This window comes from Nonomuraea sp. NPDC046570, assembly GCF_040645915.1.
Lineage (GTDB): Bacteria > Actinomycetota > Actinomycetes > Streptosporangiales > Streptosporangiaceae > Nonomuraea.
Genome location: NZ_JBEYZF010000014.1, coordinates 34756 through 53172, shown reverse-complemented (window position 1 = coordinate 53172; position 18417 = coordinate 34756). Strand labels below are relative to the sequence as shown.

20 protein-coding genes and 1 riboswitch are annotated in these 18417 nt (G+C 71.4%); of the genes, 8 read left to right on the top strand and 12 right to left on the bottom strand.

The features are described 5' to 3' along the window. Positions 1-6: 6 nt before the first annotated feature. Positions 7-648, top strand: a complete 642-nt coding sequence (locus ABZ911_RS22715; RefSeq protein WP_358059029.1) for a class II aldolase/adducin family protein — start codon at positions 7-9, stop codon at positions 646-648. Positions 649-710: 62 nt separating this feature from the next. Here the strand turns inward: ABZ911_RS22715 and ABZ911_RS22710 are convergent, their stop codons facing one another. Then, positions 711-2279, bottom strand: coding sequence for a DUF885 domain-containing protein (locus tag ABZ911_RS22710; RefSeq protein ID WP_358059026.1), 1569 nt, complete (start codon positions 2277-2279; stop codon positions 711-713). A 45-nt stretch (positions 2280-2324) separates the two neighbouring features. Between ABZ911_RS22710 and ABZ911_RS22705 the strand changes: the two genes are divergently transcribed. The 5 genes from ABZ911_RS22705 to ABZ911_RS22685 all read left to right on the top strand — a co-directional run bounded on the left by ABZ911_RS22705 (position 2325) and on the right by ABZ911_RS22685 (position 5629). After that, a complete protein-coding gene (locus ABZ911_RS22705) occupies positions 2325-3524 on the top strand; it encodes a DUF4032 domain-containing protein (protein ID WP_358059023.1) in 1200 nt (399 codons plus the stop codon). A 161-nt stretch (positions 3525-3685) separates the two neighbouring features. Further along, on the top strand, positions 3686-4063 hold the full coding sequence (locus ABZ911_RS22700) for a roadblock/LC7 domain-containing protein (protein ID WP_358059020.1): 378 nt from the start codon (positions 3686-3688) through the stop codon (positions 4061-4063). Positions 4064-4066: 3 nt separating this feature from the next. Beyond that, positions 4067-4831, top strand: a complete 765-nt coding sequence (locus tag ABZ911_RS22695; RefSeq protein ID WP_358059017.1) for a DUF4388 domain-containing protein — start codon at positions 4067-4069, stop codon at positions 4829-4831. Positions 4832-4869: 38 nt separating this feature from the next. Continuing rightward, positions 4870-5244 carry a roadblock/LC7 domain-containing protein gene (locus ABZ911_RS22690; RefSeq protein WP_358059014.1) on the top strand — a complete coding sequence of 125 codons (375 nt, stop codon included), beginning with the start codon at positions 4870-4872 and terminating at the stop codon, positions 5242-5244. Positions 5245-5257: 13 nt separating this feature from the next. Next, the gene (locus tag ABZ911_RS22685; protein WP_358059011.1) at positions 5258-5629 is read left to right on the top strand and encodes a hypothetical protein; all 372 of its coding nucleotides are present in this window, start codon (positions 5258-5260) and stop codon (positions 5627-5629) included. Positions 5630-5727: 98 nt separating this feature from the next. On the opposite strand, the gene ABZ911_RS22680 is transcribed toward ABZ911_RS22685, so the two are convergent. Together ABZ911_RS22680 and ABZ911_RS22675 are read right to left on the bottom strand one after the other, a co-directional pair. Then, a complete protein-coding gene (locus ABZ911_RS22680) occupies positions 5728-6528 on the bottom strand; it encodes a hypothetical protein (RefSeq protein WP_358059008.1) in 801 nt (266 codons plus the stop codon). 196 nt (positions 6529-6724) lie between these two features. Then, a riboswitch (cyclic di-AMP (ydaO/yuaA leader) is annotated at positions 6725-6862 on the bottom strand. Positions 6863-7071: 209 nt separating this feature from the next. Continuing rightward, positions 7072-7275 (bottom strand): DUF5302 domain-containing protein, encoded by a 204-nt coding sequence (locus tag ABZ911_RS22675; protein WP_358059005.1) that lies wholly within the window; start codon positions 7273-7275, stop codon positions 7072-7074. 110 nt (positions 7276-7385) lie between these two features. On the opposite strand from ABZ911_RS22675, the gene ABZ911_RS22670 reads away from it, so the two are divergent. After that, entirely contained in the window at positions 7386-7970 is a 585-nt protein-coding gene (locus ABZ911_RS22670) for a DUF1707 domain-containing protein (protein WP_358059002.1), read from the top strand. Positions 7971-7986: 16 nt separating this feature from the next. On the opposite strand, the gene ABZ911_RS22665 is transcribed toward ABZ911_RS22670, so the two are convergent. After that, a complete protein-coding gene (locus tag ABZ911_RS22665) occupies positions 7987-8739 on the bottom strand; it encodes a class I SAM-dependent methyltransferase (RefSeq protein ID WP_358058999.1) in 753 nt (250 codons plus the stop codon). Positions 8740-8980: 241 nt separating this feature from the next. Between ABZ911_RS22665 and ABZ911_RS22660 the strand changes: the two genes are divergently transcribed. Then, positions 8981-9748, top strand: coding sequence for an SDR family oxidoreductase (locus ABZ911_RS22660; protein ID WP_358058996.1), 768 nt, complete (start codon positions 8981-8983; stop codon positions 9746-9748). A 5-nt stretch (positions 9749-9753) separates the two neighbouring features. Here ABZ911_RS22660 and ABZ911_RS22655 read toward each other — a convergent pair whose 3' ends face one another. Genes ABZ911_RS22655 through ABZ911_RS22620 form a run of 8 tightly spaced genes read right to left on the bottom strand, consistent with a single transcriptional unit; the run spans position 9754 to position 18393 of the window. Further along, the gene (locus ABZ911_RS22655; RefSeq protein WP_358058993.1) at positions 9754-11229 is read right to left on the bottom strand and encodes an aldehyde dehydrogenase family protein; all 1476 of its coding nucleotides are present in this window, start codon (positions 11227-11229) and stop codon (positions 9754-9756) included. A gap of 2 nt (positions 11230-11231) precedes the next feature. After that, a complete protein-coding gene (locus tag ABZ911_RS22650; RefSeq protein ID WP_358058990.1) occupies positions 11232-12269 on the bottom strand; it encodes a P1 family peptidase in 1038 nt (345 codons plus the stop codon). After that, complete coding sequence (locus ABZ911_RS22645; protein WP_358058987.1) at positions 12266-13456, bottom strand: M20 family metallopeptidase; 1191 nt, start codon at positions 13454-13456, stop codon at positions 12266-12268. The genes ABZ911_RS22650 and ABZ911_RS22645 overlap by 4 nt, the downstream gene beginning before the upstream one ends. Next, positions 13453-14253, bottom strand: coding sequence for an ATP-binding cassette domain-containing protein (locus ABZ911_RS22640; protein WP_358058984.1), 801 nt, complete (start codon positions 14251-14253; stop codon positions 13453-13455). Before ABZ911_RS22640 ends, ABZ911_RS22645 begins: the two co-directional genes overlap by 4 nt. Continuing rightward, a complete protein-coding gene (locus tag ABZ911_RS22635) occupies positions 14222-15136 on the bottom strand; it encodes an ABC transporter ATP-binding protein (RefSeq protein ID WP_358058981.1) in 915 nt (304 codons plus the stop codon). Before ABZ911_RS22635 ends, ABZ911_RS22640 begins: the two co-directional genes overlap by 32 nt. Continuing rightward, positions 15123-15956 carry an ABC transporter permease gene (locus ABZ911_RS22630; protein ID WP_358058978.1) on the bottom strand — a complete coding sequence of 278 codons (834 nt, stop codon included), beginning with the start codon at positions 15954-15956 and terminating at the stop codon, positions 15123-15125. The genes ABZ911_RS22635 and ABZ911_RS22630 overlap by 14 nt, the downstream gene beginning before the upstream one ends. Beyond that, positions 15953-16900, bottom strand: coding sequence for an ABC transporter permease (locus tag ABZ911_RS22625; protein WP_358058975.1), 948 nt, complete (start codon positions 16898-16900; stop codon positions 15953-15955). The genes ABZ911_RS22630 and ABZ911_RS22625 overlap by 4 nt, the downstream gene beginning before the upstream one ends. Further along, positions 16897-18393 (bottom strand): ABC transporter substrate-binding protein, encoded by a 1497-nt coding sequence (locus ABZ911_RS22620; protein ID WP_358058972.1) that lies wholly within the window; start codon positions 18391-18393, stop codon positions 16897-16899. The genes ABZ911_RS22625 and ABZ911_RS22620 overlap by 4 nt, the downstream gene beginning before the upstream one ends. Positions 18394-18417: the final 24 nt, after the last annotated feature.

Below are 18417 nucleotides of genomic sequence, written 5' to 3'. Positions count from 1 at the left end.
CCGGGCATGAGAATGGCGGAATTGCGGCAGCAGGTGTGCGACCACGGGAAGAAGGCCGTCGAGCTGGGGCTCGTCATCGGGACCTCGGGGAATCTCAGCGTCCGGGACGGCGACCTGGTGGCGGTGACGCCCTCGGGGGCGGCGCTGGATCGGCTCACCCCCGAGATGTGCCCGATCGTGGACGTGGACGGCTACCTGGTCGAGGGCGACCTGCAGCCCTCCTCCGAGACGCCCATGCACCTGGCGATCTACCAGAGCACCGCCGCGCGCGCCGTCGTGCACACGCACTCCGTGTTCGGCACGATCGTCGCCACCACCATGACCGAACTCCCGCCGGTGCACTACAACGCGCTGCTGCTGGGCGGGGTGGTGAAGGTCGCCGAGTACGCCACCTACGGCACGCCGGAGCTGGCCGCCAACGTCGGCGCCGCCCTGGCGGGCAAGCAGGCGGCGCTGATGGCCAACCACGGCGGCGTCACCGTCGGCGCCTCGCTGGAGCAGGCGTTCGAGGCGACCAGGCTGCTGGAGTGGCTGTGCGAGGTGTACGTCAGGGGCCTCGCCGTGGGCCGCCCGACCGTCCTGACCGACGACCAGCTCACCGCCGTGGTCGAGCGCTCGCTGACACCCCCGGTGTTCCCCCGCAGGTAAAACGCGACCTCCGCGCCGACACCCGCGCGGCCAACCCATGATCGCCTCCGCGCGGGCCGGGCTCAGCCCATGACCGCCTTCTCCGCCAGCCCCAGCGGCAGACCCCCGGACCCCGCGATGGTGTCGTGGAACGACTTCAACGACCCCTGGTAGGACTCCCGGATGCGGTCGATCTCGATCGCCCCGGTCAGGTACGACGGCGCCTGCGTCGGCCACGCGCAGTACCGGTTGACCTCGCCCTGCGCCGTCCCCGGCGACAGCGACGCCTTGGTGGCCATGAACGTCTCCGCCTCCTCGACCGACATGTCGTCGCAGTGCAGCGCCGTGTCCACCACCATCCGGGCGGCGCGGAAGATGCGGCAGTCGAGGTGCGCCAGCTCGGTCGCGGGCGTGTCGAAGTAGCCCTGCTCGTGCAGCAGCTTCTCGACGTACAGCGCCCATCCTTCGGTGAAGTACGGCGTGCGGAACACCTTGCGCGCGGTCCGCGGGCTGCCCGCCACGTACGACAGGTGCCAGTGGTGTCCCGGGTAGGCCTCGTGCACGGCGATGGACGGCATGGCGGCGCGCGAGTTGGTGCGCAGCCGCTGGCGTACCTGCTCCTCGGTGAAGGAGTCCGGTGTGTACGGCACGAAGAACACGCCGGTCCGCGACGTGGACAGCGGCGGCGGCGCGAGGTAGTGGGCGACGGCCAGGATCGGCCGCTGGTACTCCGCCGACGGCAGCACCAGGCACTCCTCGCCCTCGGCGAAGGTCACCAGGTCATGCGCGCGGACGAACTCCCTGGCCCGCCGGGTCTCGGCCTCGTACTCGGAGCGCATCTCCGCCAGGGTGGCGGGATGGTCGTCCATGAGGGCCTCCATCGCGGCCCGCCAGTCGTCGGTGCCGTTGACCTGCCGCGCCACCTCGCGCATCCGCGCGTCTAGCGAGGCCCAGGCGTCCCGGCCCTTCTGGTGCAGCTCGGCGGCGCCGTACCCGAGCAGCTCGCGCTCGCGCAGCAGTGTGGAGTAGAGCTTCTCCCCCATCCGCCAGGTGCCGCCGCACTCGAAGCCTTCGAGGAAGGTCACGAACGAGTCGAACGCCTCGGCGGCGGGCTCGGCCGCGGCGGCCAGCCGGCGGCGCAGCGCCTCGTCGGTGACCAGCGAGGGGATGGTCTCGGTCAGAAACCGGCGCCCGGTGCGCGCCTGCCCGAGCCCGCGCTGCACGAGCAGCGGCGCGGCCAGCTCGGCTTCGAGGTTGGTACGGCACGCCGCCAGCACCCCCGGCACCTCGGCCAGCCGCGCGACGGCCGCCTCGACCAGGACGGGCTCGGCCAGCAGGCGCTGCTGGAACGGCACGTAGAATGAGGCGAAGATCGTCGACAGGTACTCGGCCGGGTCGCGCCGCCACGCCGGCCAGGTCGCCTCGGCGATGGCGCCGCGCAGGTGGGACAGCACGAGGTCGCGGTCGATCTCGTCGTCGAGTGTGGAGACCGGCAGGCCGGACAGCCGGTCGAGCCAGCCTTCGGCGGCGCGCTCGCGGGCGAGGAAGCCGGCCGCGCTGAAGTCGCCCAGGGTGCGATCGTGTCCCTCGGCGCCCAGCAGGGTGGCCGTGACGGGATGCTCGGCGAAGTACCAGGTGAGAAAGTCGTCCACGGCAACCGACCATACAGTGGTATTTCCCGATAAAAGGAGTACTCGGTGCCCTTGCAGATGACTGGTGCGCTCGACGATCCGGACCTGATCCGGCTGCCCTGGGACGTGCCGCTGGCGGAGTGGCCGGCGCACCATCTGGTGGATCTGCCGCGCGGCATCTCCCGGCACGTGGTCCGCTTCGCGCGGCTGTCGGGCAAGGTCTACGCGATCAAGGAGATCAGCGAGCGGTACGCCAGGCGGGAGTACCGGCTGCTGTGGGACCTGGCGCGGCTGGACGCCCCCTCGGTGGAGCCGGTGGCGTACGTGACGGGCCGGGACGAGGGGCTCGACTCCGCGCTGATCACCCGGCACCTGCAGTTCTCGCTGCCCTACCGCGCGGTCATGTCCGGCACGCTGCGTCCCGACACGCTCACCCGGCTGCTCGACGCGCTGGCGGTGCTGCTGGTCCGGCTGCACCTCAACGGCTTCTACTGGGGCGACTGCTCGCTGTCGAACACGCTGTTCCGGCGGGACGCGGGCGCGTTCGCCGCCTACCTGGTCGACGCGGAGACCGGCGAGCTGCACCCGATGATCAGCGAGGGGCAGCGCGGGCACGACATCGAGATCGCGCACATGAACATCTTCGGCGAACTGCTCGACCTGGAGGCCGGCGACCTGCTGCACCCGTCGATCGATCCCGAGCACACCTCCGGGGAGATCGTCGCCCGCTACGAGCGGCTGTGGGAGGAGATCACCCAGGACGAGATCATCGAGGAGGTCGACTGGCACCGGGTGGAGCAGCGCATCCGCCGGCTGAACCTGCTCGGCTTCGACGTGGCGGAGATGATGGTACGCCGCAAGGTCGGCACCGGCCGGTTGATCGTCCGCCCGAAGGTGGTCGACGCGGGCCACCACCAGCGCCGCCTGCTCCGGCTGACCGGGCTCGACGTCGAGGAGAACCAGGCGCGGCGGCTGCTGAACGACCTCGACGGGTTCCGGGTGGCCAAGGGGCTGCGGCACGAGGACGAGGCGATCGTGGCGCACCGCTGGCTGGCCGAGGTGTTCCAGCCGACGGTCGAGGCCATCCCGGCGGACATGCGCCGCAAGCTGGAGCCGGCGCAGCTCTTCCACGAGGTGCTCGACCACCGGTGGTATCTGTCGGAGGCGGCCGAGGGCGATGTCGGGCTGGCAGCCGCGGTGAAGTCGTACGTCGACAACGTGCTTATTCACAAACCGGACGAGAAAGCACTCCTGCCCGAGGAGTGACCCGGCGGAACATCCCGCAACCGGCCCTGACCTGCTCGAACATGAAAGGAATTCTCGGTTTCGCCATTCCTGCTATGCGGATGTCCTTTCCTTCCACTCGGCGGTATATCTCTCGTATTGCACCCCTGAGAGCGTTCCCTTGACTCCCTAGGCTTGCCCGCGTGCTCGCACTAGACGACTGCCTCAGCGAGGTCATGGCCATCCCGGGTGCCCTCGACGCCCTTGTCGTCGACCACACCAGCGGCACCGCCGTGGCCGTGGGCGGCGGCGCCGGAGGCTTCGACGCCGAGGTGTCGGCGGCGGCGCTGAGCGAGACACTGCGCGCGACCATGGACGGCCTCGCGCAGGCCTCGCCCGATGGAACGGTCCGCATCGACGACATGATCGTCGTCACCGACAAGGGGTACCACCTGCTCAAACCCCTGGAGATGGTCTTCGAGGGGCCGCTGGTCATCTATCTGCGGCTCGACCTCGAACGCGCCAACCTGGCCCTGGCGCGGCACCGGCTCCAGGCCATCTCCGGCCGGCTGACGGTGTGAACGATGCCGCCCTTCGACACCTTGCTGGCCGGGCTGGCCCGCGAGCGCGCCTCCGGGTCGCTGCGCCTGGGCCGTACCGGCACCGTCTTCCTGGCCGACGGCCGGGTCACCTACATGGAGAGCGCGCAGACGCCCGGGGTGGAGGACATCCTGGCCGCGCGGGGCCGGGTCACCGTCGCGGCCCTGCGGCGGGCGCAGAAGGAGGGAGACGGGCAGGCGCTCCTGGAGGACGGCGCGCTCAGCCGTGGCGAGCTGCAGTTCTGCGTGCTGAGCGCGGTGCTCGACGCCGCGTACTTCCTGCTCCCGGCCAAGGGCGCCAGGCCCAAGTTCCGTCCGGGAGAGCGCCACTGGCTCGACACGCAGTGGTACTTCGAGGTGGCGGGGCTCGTGCGTGAGTGCGCGCGCCGGCGCACCCGGCTCGCCGCCATCTGGCCGTCCGCCGACTTCGACACCACACCCGTGACCGCGGTACGGCGGCTGCCCGGCCACCGGGCGGTGCTGGGCGAGCTGGAATGGCAGCTCCTGGTCAACGCCGACGGCCAGACCACCCCGCTGGAGCTGGCCAGGCGGATCGGCTGCCCGGCCTACTCGGTGCTGCTGGCCGTGCGGCGCCTGGCGGCGGCGGGCCTGATCACCGCGGCCGATCCCACGCTGCCGACGCGGCCGGTCCGCGACCCCGCCGAGGACCGGCCCCCGGTGCCGCAGGCGGATCCGACGGACCTGGACGTGCTGATCCGGTTGAAGAAGGCGCTGGAGGAGCTGTCGTGAGGTTCCCCTCACTCAGAAGAAGCGGAAGGAGGCCGACGATGGCACTGCGCGAAGAGGTGTTCAAGGAGATGCTCATCCTGCGCGACCGCACCCCCGACATCAGCGGGAGCGTGGCCTGTACGGTCGACGGGCTGCCCATCGCCTGCGACGTCGCGGACGAGGGCGCCGAGCAGACGGCCGCGCTCTCCGCCGCCCTCCTCGCGCTGAGCAGGCGCATGACGACCACGGCTGGCAAGGGAACGCTGGAGGAGACGCTGATCTCCGGGAGCGCCGGATACGCCGCCTTCTACCCGGCCGGCCCCACGATCGTGCTCACCGTCCTGGCCGGCCCCGGCACCAACCTCGGCCTGCTGCGACTGGAGGGCCGCAAGACGGCGGCCACCCTGGCCGCCATCGCTTCGCAGATGAGCTGACTCAGGAGGAAACATGGCCAGTATGGACGTCTCCCTCAAGGAGATGATGTCGATCGACGGCGCGCTCGGCGCCGCCGTCGTCGACTACAGCAGCGGCATGGCGCTCGGCGCCCAGGGCGGCTCGAAGGAACTCGACCTCCAGGTCGCGGCCGCGGGCAACACCGAGGTGGTCAAGGCCAAGATGCGGACCATGGACTCGCTCGGCCTCAAGGACGGCATCGAGGACATCCTCATCACGCTGAACAGCCAGTACCACATCATCCGCCCGATCACCGGCCGGAGCGGCAAGGGCCTGTTCCTCTACCTCGCCCTCGACCGCACCCGCGCCAACCTGGCGCTGGCCCGCCACCAGCTCCGCGGCATCGAGGAGAAGATGGAGGTCTGACCCGGTACGGCTCGCGCGGGGGAAGGCGGCACGAGCCGTACCGGACGAGCAGGGCCATGCGAAACAGAATCTCCTGTTTCGCATGGCCGCAAGGGGGTTCAGCGCGAGGTGGCCTTGCGCAGGCGGTCGCGGTTGCCGTACAGGCCGCCGCCGAGCAGGGTCAGGCCGCCGGCCACTGTGAGCATGGCCCCGATGTCGCCCGCGCCCTTGGTCTCGGTCTGGGCGGCCGCCTGGGCGGCGTTGCCGCCGCGCAGGTCCGCCTTCGCCGGGGCGACCACGACCTTCTCCGGCGCGGCCTTGACGCTCTCGGCCTTCTTCGGCTCGGCCTTCTTCGGCGCGGCCTCGACGACCTTCGGCGGGGCGGCGGGGTTGCGGTCCATGCGGCCCCACGCGCCGGAGGCGAAGGCCACCGGGTGGTTCTTCTTGCCGACGCCGTCGCCCCACTTGGTGATGATGTACTGCACGTCGATGTGGCCCTGGCCGCCGACGCCGTCAACGCCCAGCGTGGAGCTGTTGAAGCGGCCACCGGTCAGCTCGGCGAAGGTCTTGGCGTCGAGGTCGAGCATGATGCCGTTGTTCGAGGGCACGCCGGGACCGCGGTCACCGACGAAGAACTTGGCCTTCTTGCCCTTGTAGACGACGTAGCCCTCGGTGTGCAGGGGCCAGCTCGGGCTGGCCGCGAGGCCCTTCTGCATGGGCTTGCCGCTGGCCGGCAGGCCGGTGTCACCGGCGCGGCCTGAGGAGTCGTCCCAGAAGTAGGAGGCGGTGGTGGATCCCTTGAGCAGGATCGTCTCGTCGGTGTCCGCGTGCGCTGCCGTACCGGCCCCCATGGTGAGGATTCCGGTGGCGACGGCGCCGGCGAGCAGGGCGGAGGCACGCATGCCAAATCGAGCGGTCATGAAAGCGAAAGTCCTTCGTGCGGGAACAGGGGAGATCCGCGCCGACACAGAGGTCAGGAATGGCGTAGCCGGGCTATGGCCGAACGGTCGCTACGCGGTGCGCGGTGAAGGGGGGAAGTTCAGGGGGCGGCGGCGGTCAGTGTCCGGCGCCGGAGGGTACGCGGAAGGGGTACGCGACGGGGGTGTGCACAGCTCTGAGTCCTCTCCATCTCGCCTACCGGGTTAGCTGACGGGTTCGGGCGTGGAGATGCCCTACCGACCTGAATGATCGGATTCACCCCAAGGGACGTGGGTCCCCGGTTCCCGCTGGTGCGGGATTCGGCGCCGCCGGCTGCCTCTTCCTGGTGAAGGGCCAGGTGACCGGCTGGTAATGCACATGACTGTAGGCAAGAAAACGGACAAACGCAAAGGCAAACCCATATTTCGGGCGAAGATCTACCTAGTCAGCCCAGGATTCGCCCAATAAAAAGGGAGGGCACGGCCTGCCGTACCCTCCCGTCGGAGGATGCGTCCCGGCGCACCCTCCCCTTCGGATCTGTCGTGTCAGCCGCCGCTCTTGCGCCTGAAAGACCGCTTGCTCGAAGCGGGACCGTGTGTCCCGTGGATCTTCGAGGGATCCTTGCCCTTGCCTCCCGCGACCGAGTCGGCGTGCTGGTTGTTCTTGCGCTCCAGCGCCTCGCGGAACTTCCGCTTCAACTCGTCCTCGGGAGCTTCGGTGGCTTCGGCTTCCTGCGGGTTTTCAGCCATGAGGACCTCCTGGTCTTGGGGACACCCAACAGCTTCGCACGCTCGCCCCCACCGCGCGAAACCGGCACCTCCCCCTCCTGCCGTCCCCCGAAACCGTTTAGGCTCCGTGCATGGCGACTCTTCCCGACAGGGACCCTCGAGAGATCCGGGTCTCGGACCTCGACCGGGACAACACGACGGAGGTTCTGCGGGCGGCCGCGGGCGAGGGCAGACTGGGCATGGAGGAGTTCCAGGAGCGCCTCGACCAGGTCTATGCCGCGAAGACGTACGCCGACCTTGAGCTCGTCACCCGTGACCTGCCCGACATCGCCCCCAGTGTGGTCCGCGCGCCCGCCGCGCGCGGCCGGGTGGGCCGGATCGTGGTGGCGTTCATGGGCGGTTTCAAGCGCGCGGGTGTGTGGCGGGCCCCCGACGCGATGACCGCCGTCGCGTTCTGGGGCGGCGGGAAGATCGACCTGCGCGAGGCCGTCTTCAGTGGGCGGGAGATCACCATCCGCGCCTTCGCCATCATGGGCGGCATCGAGGTGGTCGTCGCCGAGGACGCCGACGTGGAGGTCACCGGCGTCGGCCTGATGGGCGGTTTCGACCACCAGGCGAGCGGCGTCGGCGCGCCGAACTCCCCGCGCATCACGGTCAAGGGCCTGGCCTTCTGGGGCGGCGTCGACGTCAAGCGCAAGCGCCGCAAGAAGAAGTAGCCGCCGTCTCCTGGCGTCATGCCCGGAAGGCGAGCAGGCGGTAGGTCGGGGCGGGGCGCGGGAGGTCCTGGCCTGGCAGGGCGGAGAGGCGGCGGCTCGCCTCCTCGATCTGCTCCGGCGACGCGTCCGTCTGCCGGGAGTAGCCGCCTCTGGCGATCGCCCTGAGGACGGCGGCCGGTGTACGGCCCTGGCCGTGTCCAGTGAACCCGGCCTCCCCCTCGGGCCGCAGGCCGTGTCGTGCCGCCTCTCCGACGACCAGTTCGGCGGCGTCGGAGGGCCGCCTGCGGCGGAAGGCGGACAGGATGTCGTCGATGTCACTGGCCACCTCGTGGGCGGCGTCCTTGTCGACCGTGGTGAGGTAGACGCCTCCGGGGCGAAGGACGCGGGCGGCTTCGGCGATCAACGGGCGGGCGTCGGGGAGCAGGTGCAGCAGCCAGATCGTGGTGACCGCGTCCACAGCGGCGTCCCGCACCGGCAACCGCCGCCCGTCACCGACCACCACGCCGACCCTCCGGGCAGCGACTCGCGCCATCCCCACCGACGCGTCCACCCCGAGTACCTGCACCCCTCCACCACCGCACCCCGCGCTTCCGGGTCCTGTGTTCGTGGCGAGTTCCCTGGTGACCAGGCCGGTGCCGCAGGCGACGTCGAGCAGGGTTCGGGCGCCCGTCGGGAGGAGGCCGAGTACGGCCGAGGCGGCCGCCTGGGCCCGGGGCAGCCCACCACGGGTCTCGTCGTACACGGCGGCTTCGAGGTCGTAGTCGAGCATGGGATCACCCTAAGGGCGGGCGAATCTGTGTTCCGTGTTGAGCGGATGCCGTCGCCTGCTTCTCGATAGCGGAAACATAGCGGCCCCTTCTAGCGTGCTCTCGCGTCTCCCGACAGGGCGAGGAGCGCTGCTTCATGAGAACCGCGAGGGCCCAGAGCACCCCCCTGCCTGGGCCCTCGCGTCGTGCCGTAACCCCTGAAGACCTGGTGCACTGGTCAGACCAGTCGCTAAGGTGCTCGGTATGACGGGCTACGAGCAGTTGTTCAGGCTGGACGGGCGACGCGCGGTGGTCGTCGGCGCGGGGAGCGGCATCGGCAGGGAGTCGGCGCTGGCGCTGGCCGCACAGGGCGCGACCGTGGTGTGCGCGGACCGGAACCTGCCCGCCGCGCGGGCGACCGCCGACGAGTGCGGCGGGATCGCCAGGGAGCTGGACGTGCTGGACACCGCGGCCGTGCGCGCGGCGGCGGCGGAGCTCGGGCCGGTGGACGTGCTGGTGTTCACGGCGGCGACGAATGTGCGCAAGCGGCTGCTCGACTACACTTCCGAAGAGTTCGCGCGGGTGGTGGACCTGAACCTGCGGGCGTCGTTCGACGTGGTACGGGCGTTCGGGGCGGGCATGGTGGAGCGCGGCGGCGGGTCGATCATCGGGTTCGCCTCGATCAGGGCCTCGGTCACCGAGCCGGGGCAGGGCGTCTACTCCGCCACCAAGGCCGGGCTGGTGCAGTTGCTGCGTACGGCGGCGGCCGAGTTCGGGCCGCACGGCGTGCGGGTCAACGCGATCGCCCCCGGCGTGGTGGAGACGCCGCTGACCAGGCAGATCAAGGACAACCCCGCCTGGTACGACGCCTACGCGGCCAAGAGCGCCCTGCAGCGGTGGGCCAGGCCGGAGGAGATGGCGGGAGCGGTCGTCTACCTGGCGGGCGACGCGTCCAGCTTCGTCACCGGCTCCGTCCTCTACGTCGACGGCGGCTGGACCGCGGTCGACGGCCGCTTCGAACCTCCGAACTGACACCCCTATGGGCGGATGATGGCCATGCGGGTGACGGTGAGCTCGTCGATGGCGAAGCGGGGGCCCTCGCGGCCGATGCCGGAGTCCTTCACCCCGCCGTACGGCATGTTGTCCGCGCGGAAGCCCGGGACCTCGTTGACGACCACGCCGCCCGCCTCCAGGCGGTCGATCGCGGCGAAGGCGGTGGCCAGGGACCTGGTGAAGACGGAGACGTGCAGGCCGTACCGGGACCGGTTGACCGTCTCGAAGGCGTCCTCCAGCGAGGCCGCCGCGCGTACGCAGACCACGGGGCCGAAGATCTCCTCGTCCCACACCTCGGCGCCGTCGGGGATGTCCGTGAGGATCGTGGGGGCGATCGCCCGGCCGTTCCGGGTGCCGCCGGTGAGCACGGTCGCGCCGGAGGAGGTCACCCAGTCCAGGACCCGGGCGGTCGAGCGGTCGTCGATCAGGGGGGCCACGCGGGTGTCGGGCGAGCGGGGGTCGCCGACGGCCACGGTGCTCATCCGGGCGGTCAGCAGGCCCAGGAACTCCTCGCGTACCGGCTCCTCGACCACGACCCGCTGCACCGAGATGCACGCCTGGCCCGAGGCGTAGTAGCCGCCGCGCACCACCGCGTCGGCGGCGGCGGCCAGATCGGCGTCGGCGGCGACCACCAGCGCGGCGTTCGAGCCGAGCTCCAGCAGGACCTTGGTGGGCGCGGCGTTGCGCGCGATGGCGTGCCCGGCGGCGGCCGAGCCGGTGAACGACACCGCGCCGATCCGCCGGTCCTCGACCAGGGTACGGCCGACCTCCACGTCACCCGTCACGAGCTGGACGGCCGCCGGGGGCAGCGCGCCCGTGGAGCGGAGCAGGTCGACCAGCCACAGGGTGGCGAGCGGGGTCGCGGGGGCCGGTTTGACCACGATCGGGCAGCCCGCCGCCAGCGCGGGCGCGATCTTGTGCGCGGCCAGCAGCAGCGGATAGTTGAACCCGGTGATCCCGACCACGACCCCGATCGGCCGCCTGGTCCAGAACCCGATCAGCCCCTCGCCCGCCGGCATCAGGTCCAGCGGCACGGTCTCCCCGTGCAGCCTGGCCACCTCCTCGGCGGCCGTGGCCAGCGTGACGAGCGTCCGCGCCACCTCGACCCGGCAGTCCACCAGCGGCTTCCCGGTCTCCAGCACGAGCAGCCGCTCGAACTCCGCCCGGCGCGCGGCCATCGCGTCGTGCGCGCCCATCAGCGCGGTACGGCGAGCGTGCGAGGGCAGCGCGGCCATCGCGGGCGCCACGGCGAGCGCCTCCTCGATCGCCCGCCCGGCCAGCTCCGCGTTCCCGAGCGGCGCGGCGGCCACGACCGACCCGTCATACGGGAACACCACCTCGGCGAACTCGCCCACCTCCACCCACCCGGCCCCCACCGGCAGCCCGGCCGGCCAGGAGGCCCCCGGGAAGGTTCCGGAGCCGTTGGGTGAGGGAGTGCCGGGGGCGATCGGGTCGGACATGGTCATCGCTCCTTGGCGCTGGGAAAGACGTCGAGGTAGGAAGGAGCCCCCTCGCGGCCGGTGGCGGACAGGACGGCGTGGGCGACGGCCCGGCTGAAGACGTCGGCGCCGGCGGCCAGGATGTCGTGCAGGTCGGTCCCGTCGGGGGCGGGCCGGGCGCAGGTGGCCAGGCCGAAGACGGTGTCGCCGTCGACCATGGTGTGGGCGGGGCGGATCGCGCGGGCGAGGCCGTCGTGGGCGACTCCGGCGAGCTTGCCGCACTGAGCCTTGGACAGCGTGAGGTCGGTGGCGACGACGCCGATCGTGGTGTTGAACGAGGTGACCTTCGCCGGCCGCCACGCCTGGTAGTCCTCGGCGGCGGGCTCGCGGACGTGGTCGAACTCGCCGGGCAGGCCGTAGCGGGTGCCGGACAGGAAGCCGCCGGAGGGGTCGAGGACGGACCCGGCGGCGTTGACCACGGCGAGGGCGGCGACCGTCACGCCGGAGGGGAGGACGGCGCTGGCCGTGCCCACGCCGCCCGCGAGACCCCCGGCGACCGCGCCCGCGCCCGCGCCGACGGACCCGCTGAGCGTCGCGGCGGACGCGAAGGCGTCACCCCCGGTGGCAGCGGGAAGCGAGGCGATGGCCGCGTCGTAGGCGGCGGCGCCGAGGAGGCCGTCGGGGACGGCGCGGAAGTGGCCGCCTCTGCCCAGGTCGTAGATGACGGCGGCGGGGACGATGGGGACGACTCCGCCTTCGACGGGGAAGCCCACCCCGGCGTCGGCCAGGCGTTCCATCACGCCGCAGGCCGCGCTCAGGCCGTACGCGCTGCCGCCGGACAGGGTGACGGCGTGGATGCGTTCGACCAGGTTGCGGGGATCGAGGAGTTCGGTCTCGCGGGTGCCCGGCGCGGCGCCGCGGACGTCCACGCCGGCGACCATGCCGCCGGGCGGGGCCAGGACGACGCTCACCCCGGTCCGGTAGCCGTCCCCGACGCGGTGCGCGTGCCCGACCCGCAGTCCGGCCACGTCCACCAGCGAGTTGGTGGGACCGGCCTTCATGACGATCCGCCGAGGAACACGCGGGCGGCTTCGGCGAAGACGCGGGTGCAGCGGACGATCTCGTCGACCTCGACGTACTCGTCGGACTGGTGGGCGATCCACTTGCCGCCGGGGCCGTACACCACCGACGGGATGCCGCCCCAGTGGGTCAGGACCGTGCCGTCGGTGGAGCCGGGCACGCCGCCGTACACCGGCTGCTCGCCCGTGACCGCGGTGTGCGCGGCGGCGAGGGCGGCGACCACCGGGTGGTCGACGGGCACGTCCACGGGCGGGCGGTCCACGAGGATCTCCACCCGCGCGGTCACCCCGTCGGGCGCGCCCGCGGCGGTGGCCAGGCCGTCGACGTGGTCGGCGACTGACTTGTGCGCGAGCCCGGGCACGGTTCGCACGTCGATGTACACCGACGCCGTCGCGGGGATGACGTTGACCTGCTCCTCGGCGCCCGCCTGGACCACGGTCGGCGTGACGTACACCTCGCCGAGGTGCTCGTGCGCGGGGTGCAGGGCCTGCAGTTCGTCCTGGTAGGCGCGCAGCGCGACCAGCAGCGCGCCGGCCGCCTGGACGGGATTGCGCCCGTGCTGCGGCATCGCGCCGTGCGACATCCGGCCCGCGAAGTCGACCCGCAGCCGCAGCGCCCCCTTGGCGACGGCGCAGATCTCCCCCGCCTCGGGTTCGGCGACGATCGCGCCGTCCACGTCGGCGCCGAGGCCGGAGGAGACGAAGTGGTGGGCGCCGATCATCAGCCCTTCCTCGTCGGCCAGCGCGCACACCTTGATCCGGCCGGGGAACGGTCCGGCGAGTTGCAGCGCGCGAACGGCGTAGAGCATGGCGGCCACGCCGGACTTCATGTCCGCGCTGCCCCGCCCCCACAGCTTCCCGTCGCGGATCTCGCCGCCGAACGGGTCGACCGTCCAGGTGGAAAGGTCGCCCTCGGTGACCACGTCGGTGTGGCCCTCGAACATCAGCGTGGGCCCGTCCCCGCCGCCGCCCTCGACGACGGCCACCACGTTGGGCCGTCCGGGGGCGGCGAAGGAGATCTGCGGCTCCCAGCCCCACGAACGCATCCTGGCCGCGACCAGCTCGGCGGCCGGAAGCTCGTTGCGGCCCTTGGCCGGGTCGTTGGTGCTGGGGATGCGGACCAGTTCCTGGGTGAACTCCACCACACCGTCGGCATCGATCTCGGTCAAAACAGTCCTTCCAGTGTGGGTACGGCCCGCAGCAGGGTCCGCGTGTACGGGTGCTGCGGATCCGACCAGATCCGGTCCACCGGCCCGGTCTCCACGATCTCGCCCTGGTTCATCACCGCGACGCTCTCGCAGACGTGCCGTACCACGGACAGGTCGTGCGAGACGAAGACGAGCGTGAGCCCGTGCGAGTCGACCAGGTCGGCGAGCAGGTTGAGGATCTGGCCGCGTACCGAGACGTCGAGCGCGCTGACCGGCTCGTCGGCGACCAGCACCTTGGGTCGCGGGGCGAGCGCGCGGGCGATGGAGATGCGCTGGCGCTGCCCGCCGGAGAACTGGTGCGGGTAGCGGTCGGCGGCCGAGGCGGGCAGGCCGACCTCCTCCAGCAGCTCGCCGACCCGGTCGCCGACCGGCGTGCCGAGCGCGACCAGCGGCTCGGCGACGAGGTCGCGGACGCGCATGCGCGGGTTCAGCGAGCTCATCGGGTCCTGGAAGACGATCTGCAGGCTCTGCCGCAGGAACCGCAGCTCCCGCTCGGGCCGCCCGGCGATCTCCCGGCCCTCGAACCTGATGGAGCCGCTGGTCGGCCGGTCCAGCGCGCACAGCAGCCGGAGCAGCGTGGACTTGCCGGAGCCGGACTCGCCGACGATGCCGAACCGCTCCCCCGCGCCGACGGTCAGGGACACCTCGCGCAGGGCGTGCACGGCTTCGCCGGGTCTGGTCAGCGAGGTGCGGGGACGGCGGTAGACGCGGGTGAGGCCGGTGGCCTCAATCACCGGGGTGCCAGCATGCGTGGGCATGGCCGTCTCCTGTCAGCGCGGGCTCGGTGACGCACTCGCCGGAGGCGTGGACGCACCTGTTCCGGAACACGCACCCGTCGGGGAACTCCCCGGCCGAGGGGACGGTCCCTTTGATGGTCGGCAGCCGGGTGCCGCGCGGGGTGAGCCGGGAGGCGGCCAGCAGCCCTTCGGTGTAGCGGTGGCGGGGGCGGGTGAACACCTCGCGCATCGGGCCGCTCTCGACGACCCGCCCGCCGTACATGACCAGCACCCGCTCGCACACCGAGGCGACCACGGCCAGGTCGTGGGTGATGAACAGCAGGGCGGGGGCCAGTTCGACGATGAGTTCCAGCATCTGCTGCTGGACGGTGACGTCCAGCGCGGTGGTGGGCTCGTCGCAGATGAGCAGGCCGGGTTCGTTGGCCAGGGCGATGGCGAGCATCACCCGCTGGCGCTGACCGCCGGAGAGCTGGTGGGGGTAGGAGCGGGCGATCTGGGCGGGGTGCGGGAGCCGTACCCGCTCCAGGAGTTCGACGGCGCGGGCGCGGGCGGCGGCGCGGGGCCTGCCGTGCAGCGTCATCACCTCGGTGACCTGCGCGCCGACCCGCATGGTCGGGTTGAGCGCGGTCATCGGCTCCTGGAAGACCATGGAGGCGACCCGGCCGCGCAGCGACTTCAGCTCGCGTTCGGGTACGCCGACCAGGTCGTGGCCGTCGAGGCGGGCCCGGCCGGTGGCGGAGACGCCCTCGGGGAGCAGGCCCATGAGTGACAGCGCGGTCAGTGACTTGCCGGAGCCGGACTCGCCGATCAGCCCGACCCGCTCGCCGGGCGCGATCGAGAACGACACCTCGCGCACCAGCTCCAGCGAGCCCGCCGCGACGGACAGGCCCTCAACGTCCAGCATGGGCCCTCCTCAGCTTCGGGTCGAGGTAGTCGCGCAGCCCGTCACCGAGCAGGTTGAAGCCGAGTACGGCCAGCGCGATCGCCACCCCCGGCCACAGCGCCAGGCGCGGCGTGGAGAACAGCAGCTCCTGCGCCTCCTGCAGCATCCGCCCCCACGACGGGGTGGGCGGCCTGGTGCCGAAACCGAGGAACGACAGCGCCGCCTCGGCCAGGATGGCGATGGCGAACGACACCGACGCCTGCACGATCAGCACCGAGCCGATGTTCGGCAGCACGTGCCGTACGGCGATCGCGCTCCGGCGCCGTCCGGCGGCCCGTGCGGCCAGGACGTAGTCGGTCACCATCACCTGCATGGTCGCCGCCCTGCCGATCCGCGCGAACGCGGGAACGGTGGCCACGCCGATGGCGATCATCGCGGTCAGCGTGCTCGCCCCGTAGACGGCGCCGAGCATCACGGCCAGCAGCAGCGCGGGGAAGGCGAAGACCAGGTCGTTGATCCGCATGATCAGCTCCGACAGCCAGCCGCGCGGCGTCATCCCGGCGATCAGGCCGAGCGGGGTGCCGATCAGCGCGGCGATGCCGACCGCGACGATGCCCACGTAGAGCGTGGTGCGGGCGCCGACCATGAGCTGGCTGAGGGTGTCGCGGCCGAACTTGTCGGCGCCGAGCAGGTAGCCGTCGCCCGGCGGCTGGAGCTTGCGGGCGGCGTCGACGAGGGTGGGGTCGTGCGGCGTCCACACGAACGACACCAGCGCGGCCAGCACCACCAGCCCGACGAGCAGGCCCCCGGCGATCAGGCCGGCGTTGACGCGTCCTTTCATCGGGCACCCCGCAGCCTCGGGTCGAGCAGCGCGTAAGCCGCGTCCACCACGAAGTTGATCACGAGTACGGCCACCACCAGCACCATCACCACACCCTGGACGAGCAGCAGGTCGCGTCCGGCCACCCCGTTGAGCAGCAGGTCGCCGAGGCCGGGGATGACGAAGATGCGTTCCACCACGACGGCGCCGATGAGCAGGGTGGCCAGTTGCAGGCCGAGGACGGTGACCACGGGGATGGAGGCGTTGCGCAGGCCGTGCCGCCACAGGGCGCCGAGTCTGCCCCTGCCCTTGGCGCGGGCGGTGCGCAAGAAGTCCTCGCGCATGACGTCGAGCACGGCGGAGCGGACGTAGCGGGTCAGCACCGCGCCCTGCACGATGCCGAGGGACAGCCACGGCAGCAGCAGGCCGCGCAGCCACGCGCCCGGGTCCTCCGAGATCGGCACGTAGCCGCCCGAGGGCAGCACCTGCGCCTGGACCGCGAAGACGAACACCAGCAGGATGCCCGCGAGGAAGGCCGGGATGGCGATGCCCACCTGGCTGAAGGCGCTGATGGCGGCGCCGAGCGGGTTGCGGTGGTGGACCGCGGCGAAGGTGCCCGCGGGCACCGCGACGACCAGGGCGATCAGCATGCCGCCGATCACCAGCACGGCGGTGACGCCGAGCCGGTCGGCGATCTGCGGGCCGATCGGCGTGCTGGTGACGTAGGAGGTGCCGAAGTCACCGGTGGCCAGCCCGCCGAACCAGTCGAGGAACTGCGCGACGGGCGGCCGGTCGGTGCCGAACTGCTCGCGCAGCGCGGCCACCGCCTCGGGGGTGGCGTTCACGCCCAGCGCCACCTCGGCCGGGTCGCCGGGCAGCAACGCCATGAAGGCGAAGACGACCACCCCGGCGATCGCGGTGCTCACCAGGAGCACCGCGACGCGCTTGAGCAGGAAGAGAATCACTGCCTGGCGAGGCCGGTGAAGTCGAAGGACTCGGCGATGGCGTTCTTCGGCAGGCCGGTGATGCCCTTCTTGGCGACGATCAGGTTCGGGAACAGGAACAGCCAGTCGGCCGCCGCGTCCTCCGACAGCAGCTTGGCGGCCTGCTTGATGGTGTCGCTCTGCTCCTGCTCGGTGCCCTCGTCGGCGGCGGCGAGCAGCTTGCCGAACTCGGGGTTGTCATAGCGGAAGTAGTAGGACTTGTCGGCGAAGATGCCGAGATCACGGGGTTCGACGTGGTTGATGATGGACAGGTCGTAGTCGCCCTGCTTGAACACCACGTCCAGCCAGCGGGCCGGGAACTCCAGCGGCTCGATCTCGGCGGTGATGCCCACCTGCGCGAGCTGCGACTTGACCACCTGGGCGGAGGCCACGGCGTAGGGCAGGTTGGGGATGCGCATCTTGACGTTGAAGGTCTTGCCGCCGAGCAGTTCCTTGGCCTTGGCCGGGTCGTAGGCGTAGTCGCCGGTCCGGTCCTCGTACCAGGGGTCGGTGGGCGGCACCATGCTGCCGATGGGCTGGCCGCGCCCGGCCCAGGCGGTGTCGAGCAGCGCCTTGTGGTCGATGGCGTGCCGTACGGCCTGGCGCACCTTCTTGTCGTTGAACGGCGGGCGCGAGTTGTTCATCGACATCGTCACCTCGCCGTTCGTCGTCCCCTCGACCGTCTGGAAGCGGTTGGGGTCGCTGAACTGGCCGAGCGACTCGGGGGCCTGGACGGCCGAGATGACATCGATGCCGCCGGTGAGCAGCGCGTTGTTCATCGCGGTGGCGTCCTTGAAGTACTTCAGGGTGACCTGCGGGATCGCGGGCTTGGTGCCCCAGTACTTGTCGTTGGCGGCGAGCAGCAGCGAGTCGCCGCGCTTCCAGGTGGAGACCTGGTAGGGGCCGGTGCCGACCGGCTTGTTGGCCAGGTCGGCGACGCCGGTGCGGCTGAACATGGCGCCCAGGCGGGTGGCCATCGAGTACAGCCAGCCGTTGCTGGGGCGCTTCAGCGTCACGACGGCGGTGGTGTCGTCCTTCTTCTCCACCTTGTCGATGACGTCCAGCTGCGACTTGATCTTGAGCTTCCAGTCGCTCTTGACCCGGTCAAGGGAGAAGACCACGTCGTCGGCGGTGAAGGGGGCGCCGTTGGTGAAGGTGACGCCTTTGCGCAGGGTGAAAGTGTAGGTCTTGCGGTCGTCCGAGACCTCCCACTTCTCCGCGAGCAGGGGCTGGATCTGACCGTCCTGGGTCAGCTTGACCAGGCCCTCGTACACGTTGACGAGCAGTGCCTGGGGGATCGCGGCGCCCTCGGTGGCGGTGAAGTCGAGGTTGGCCGGTTCGGCCACGAATCCGACCGCGAGGGAGTCGGCCTTGGCGGCCTGCCCGCCCGTGCCGGTGTCATTCGAGCCGCCTCCGCAGGCGGCCGTACTGAGAAGGAGGCCGCCGACGGCGACCCAGATGCCGATTCGCCTCATGCTGAAGCCTCCTGGCTAGTGCAC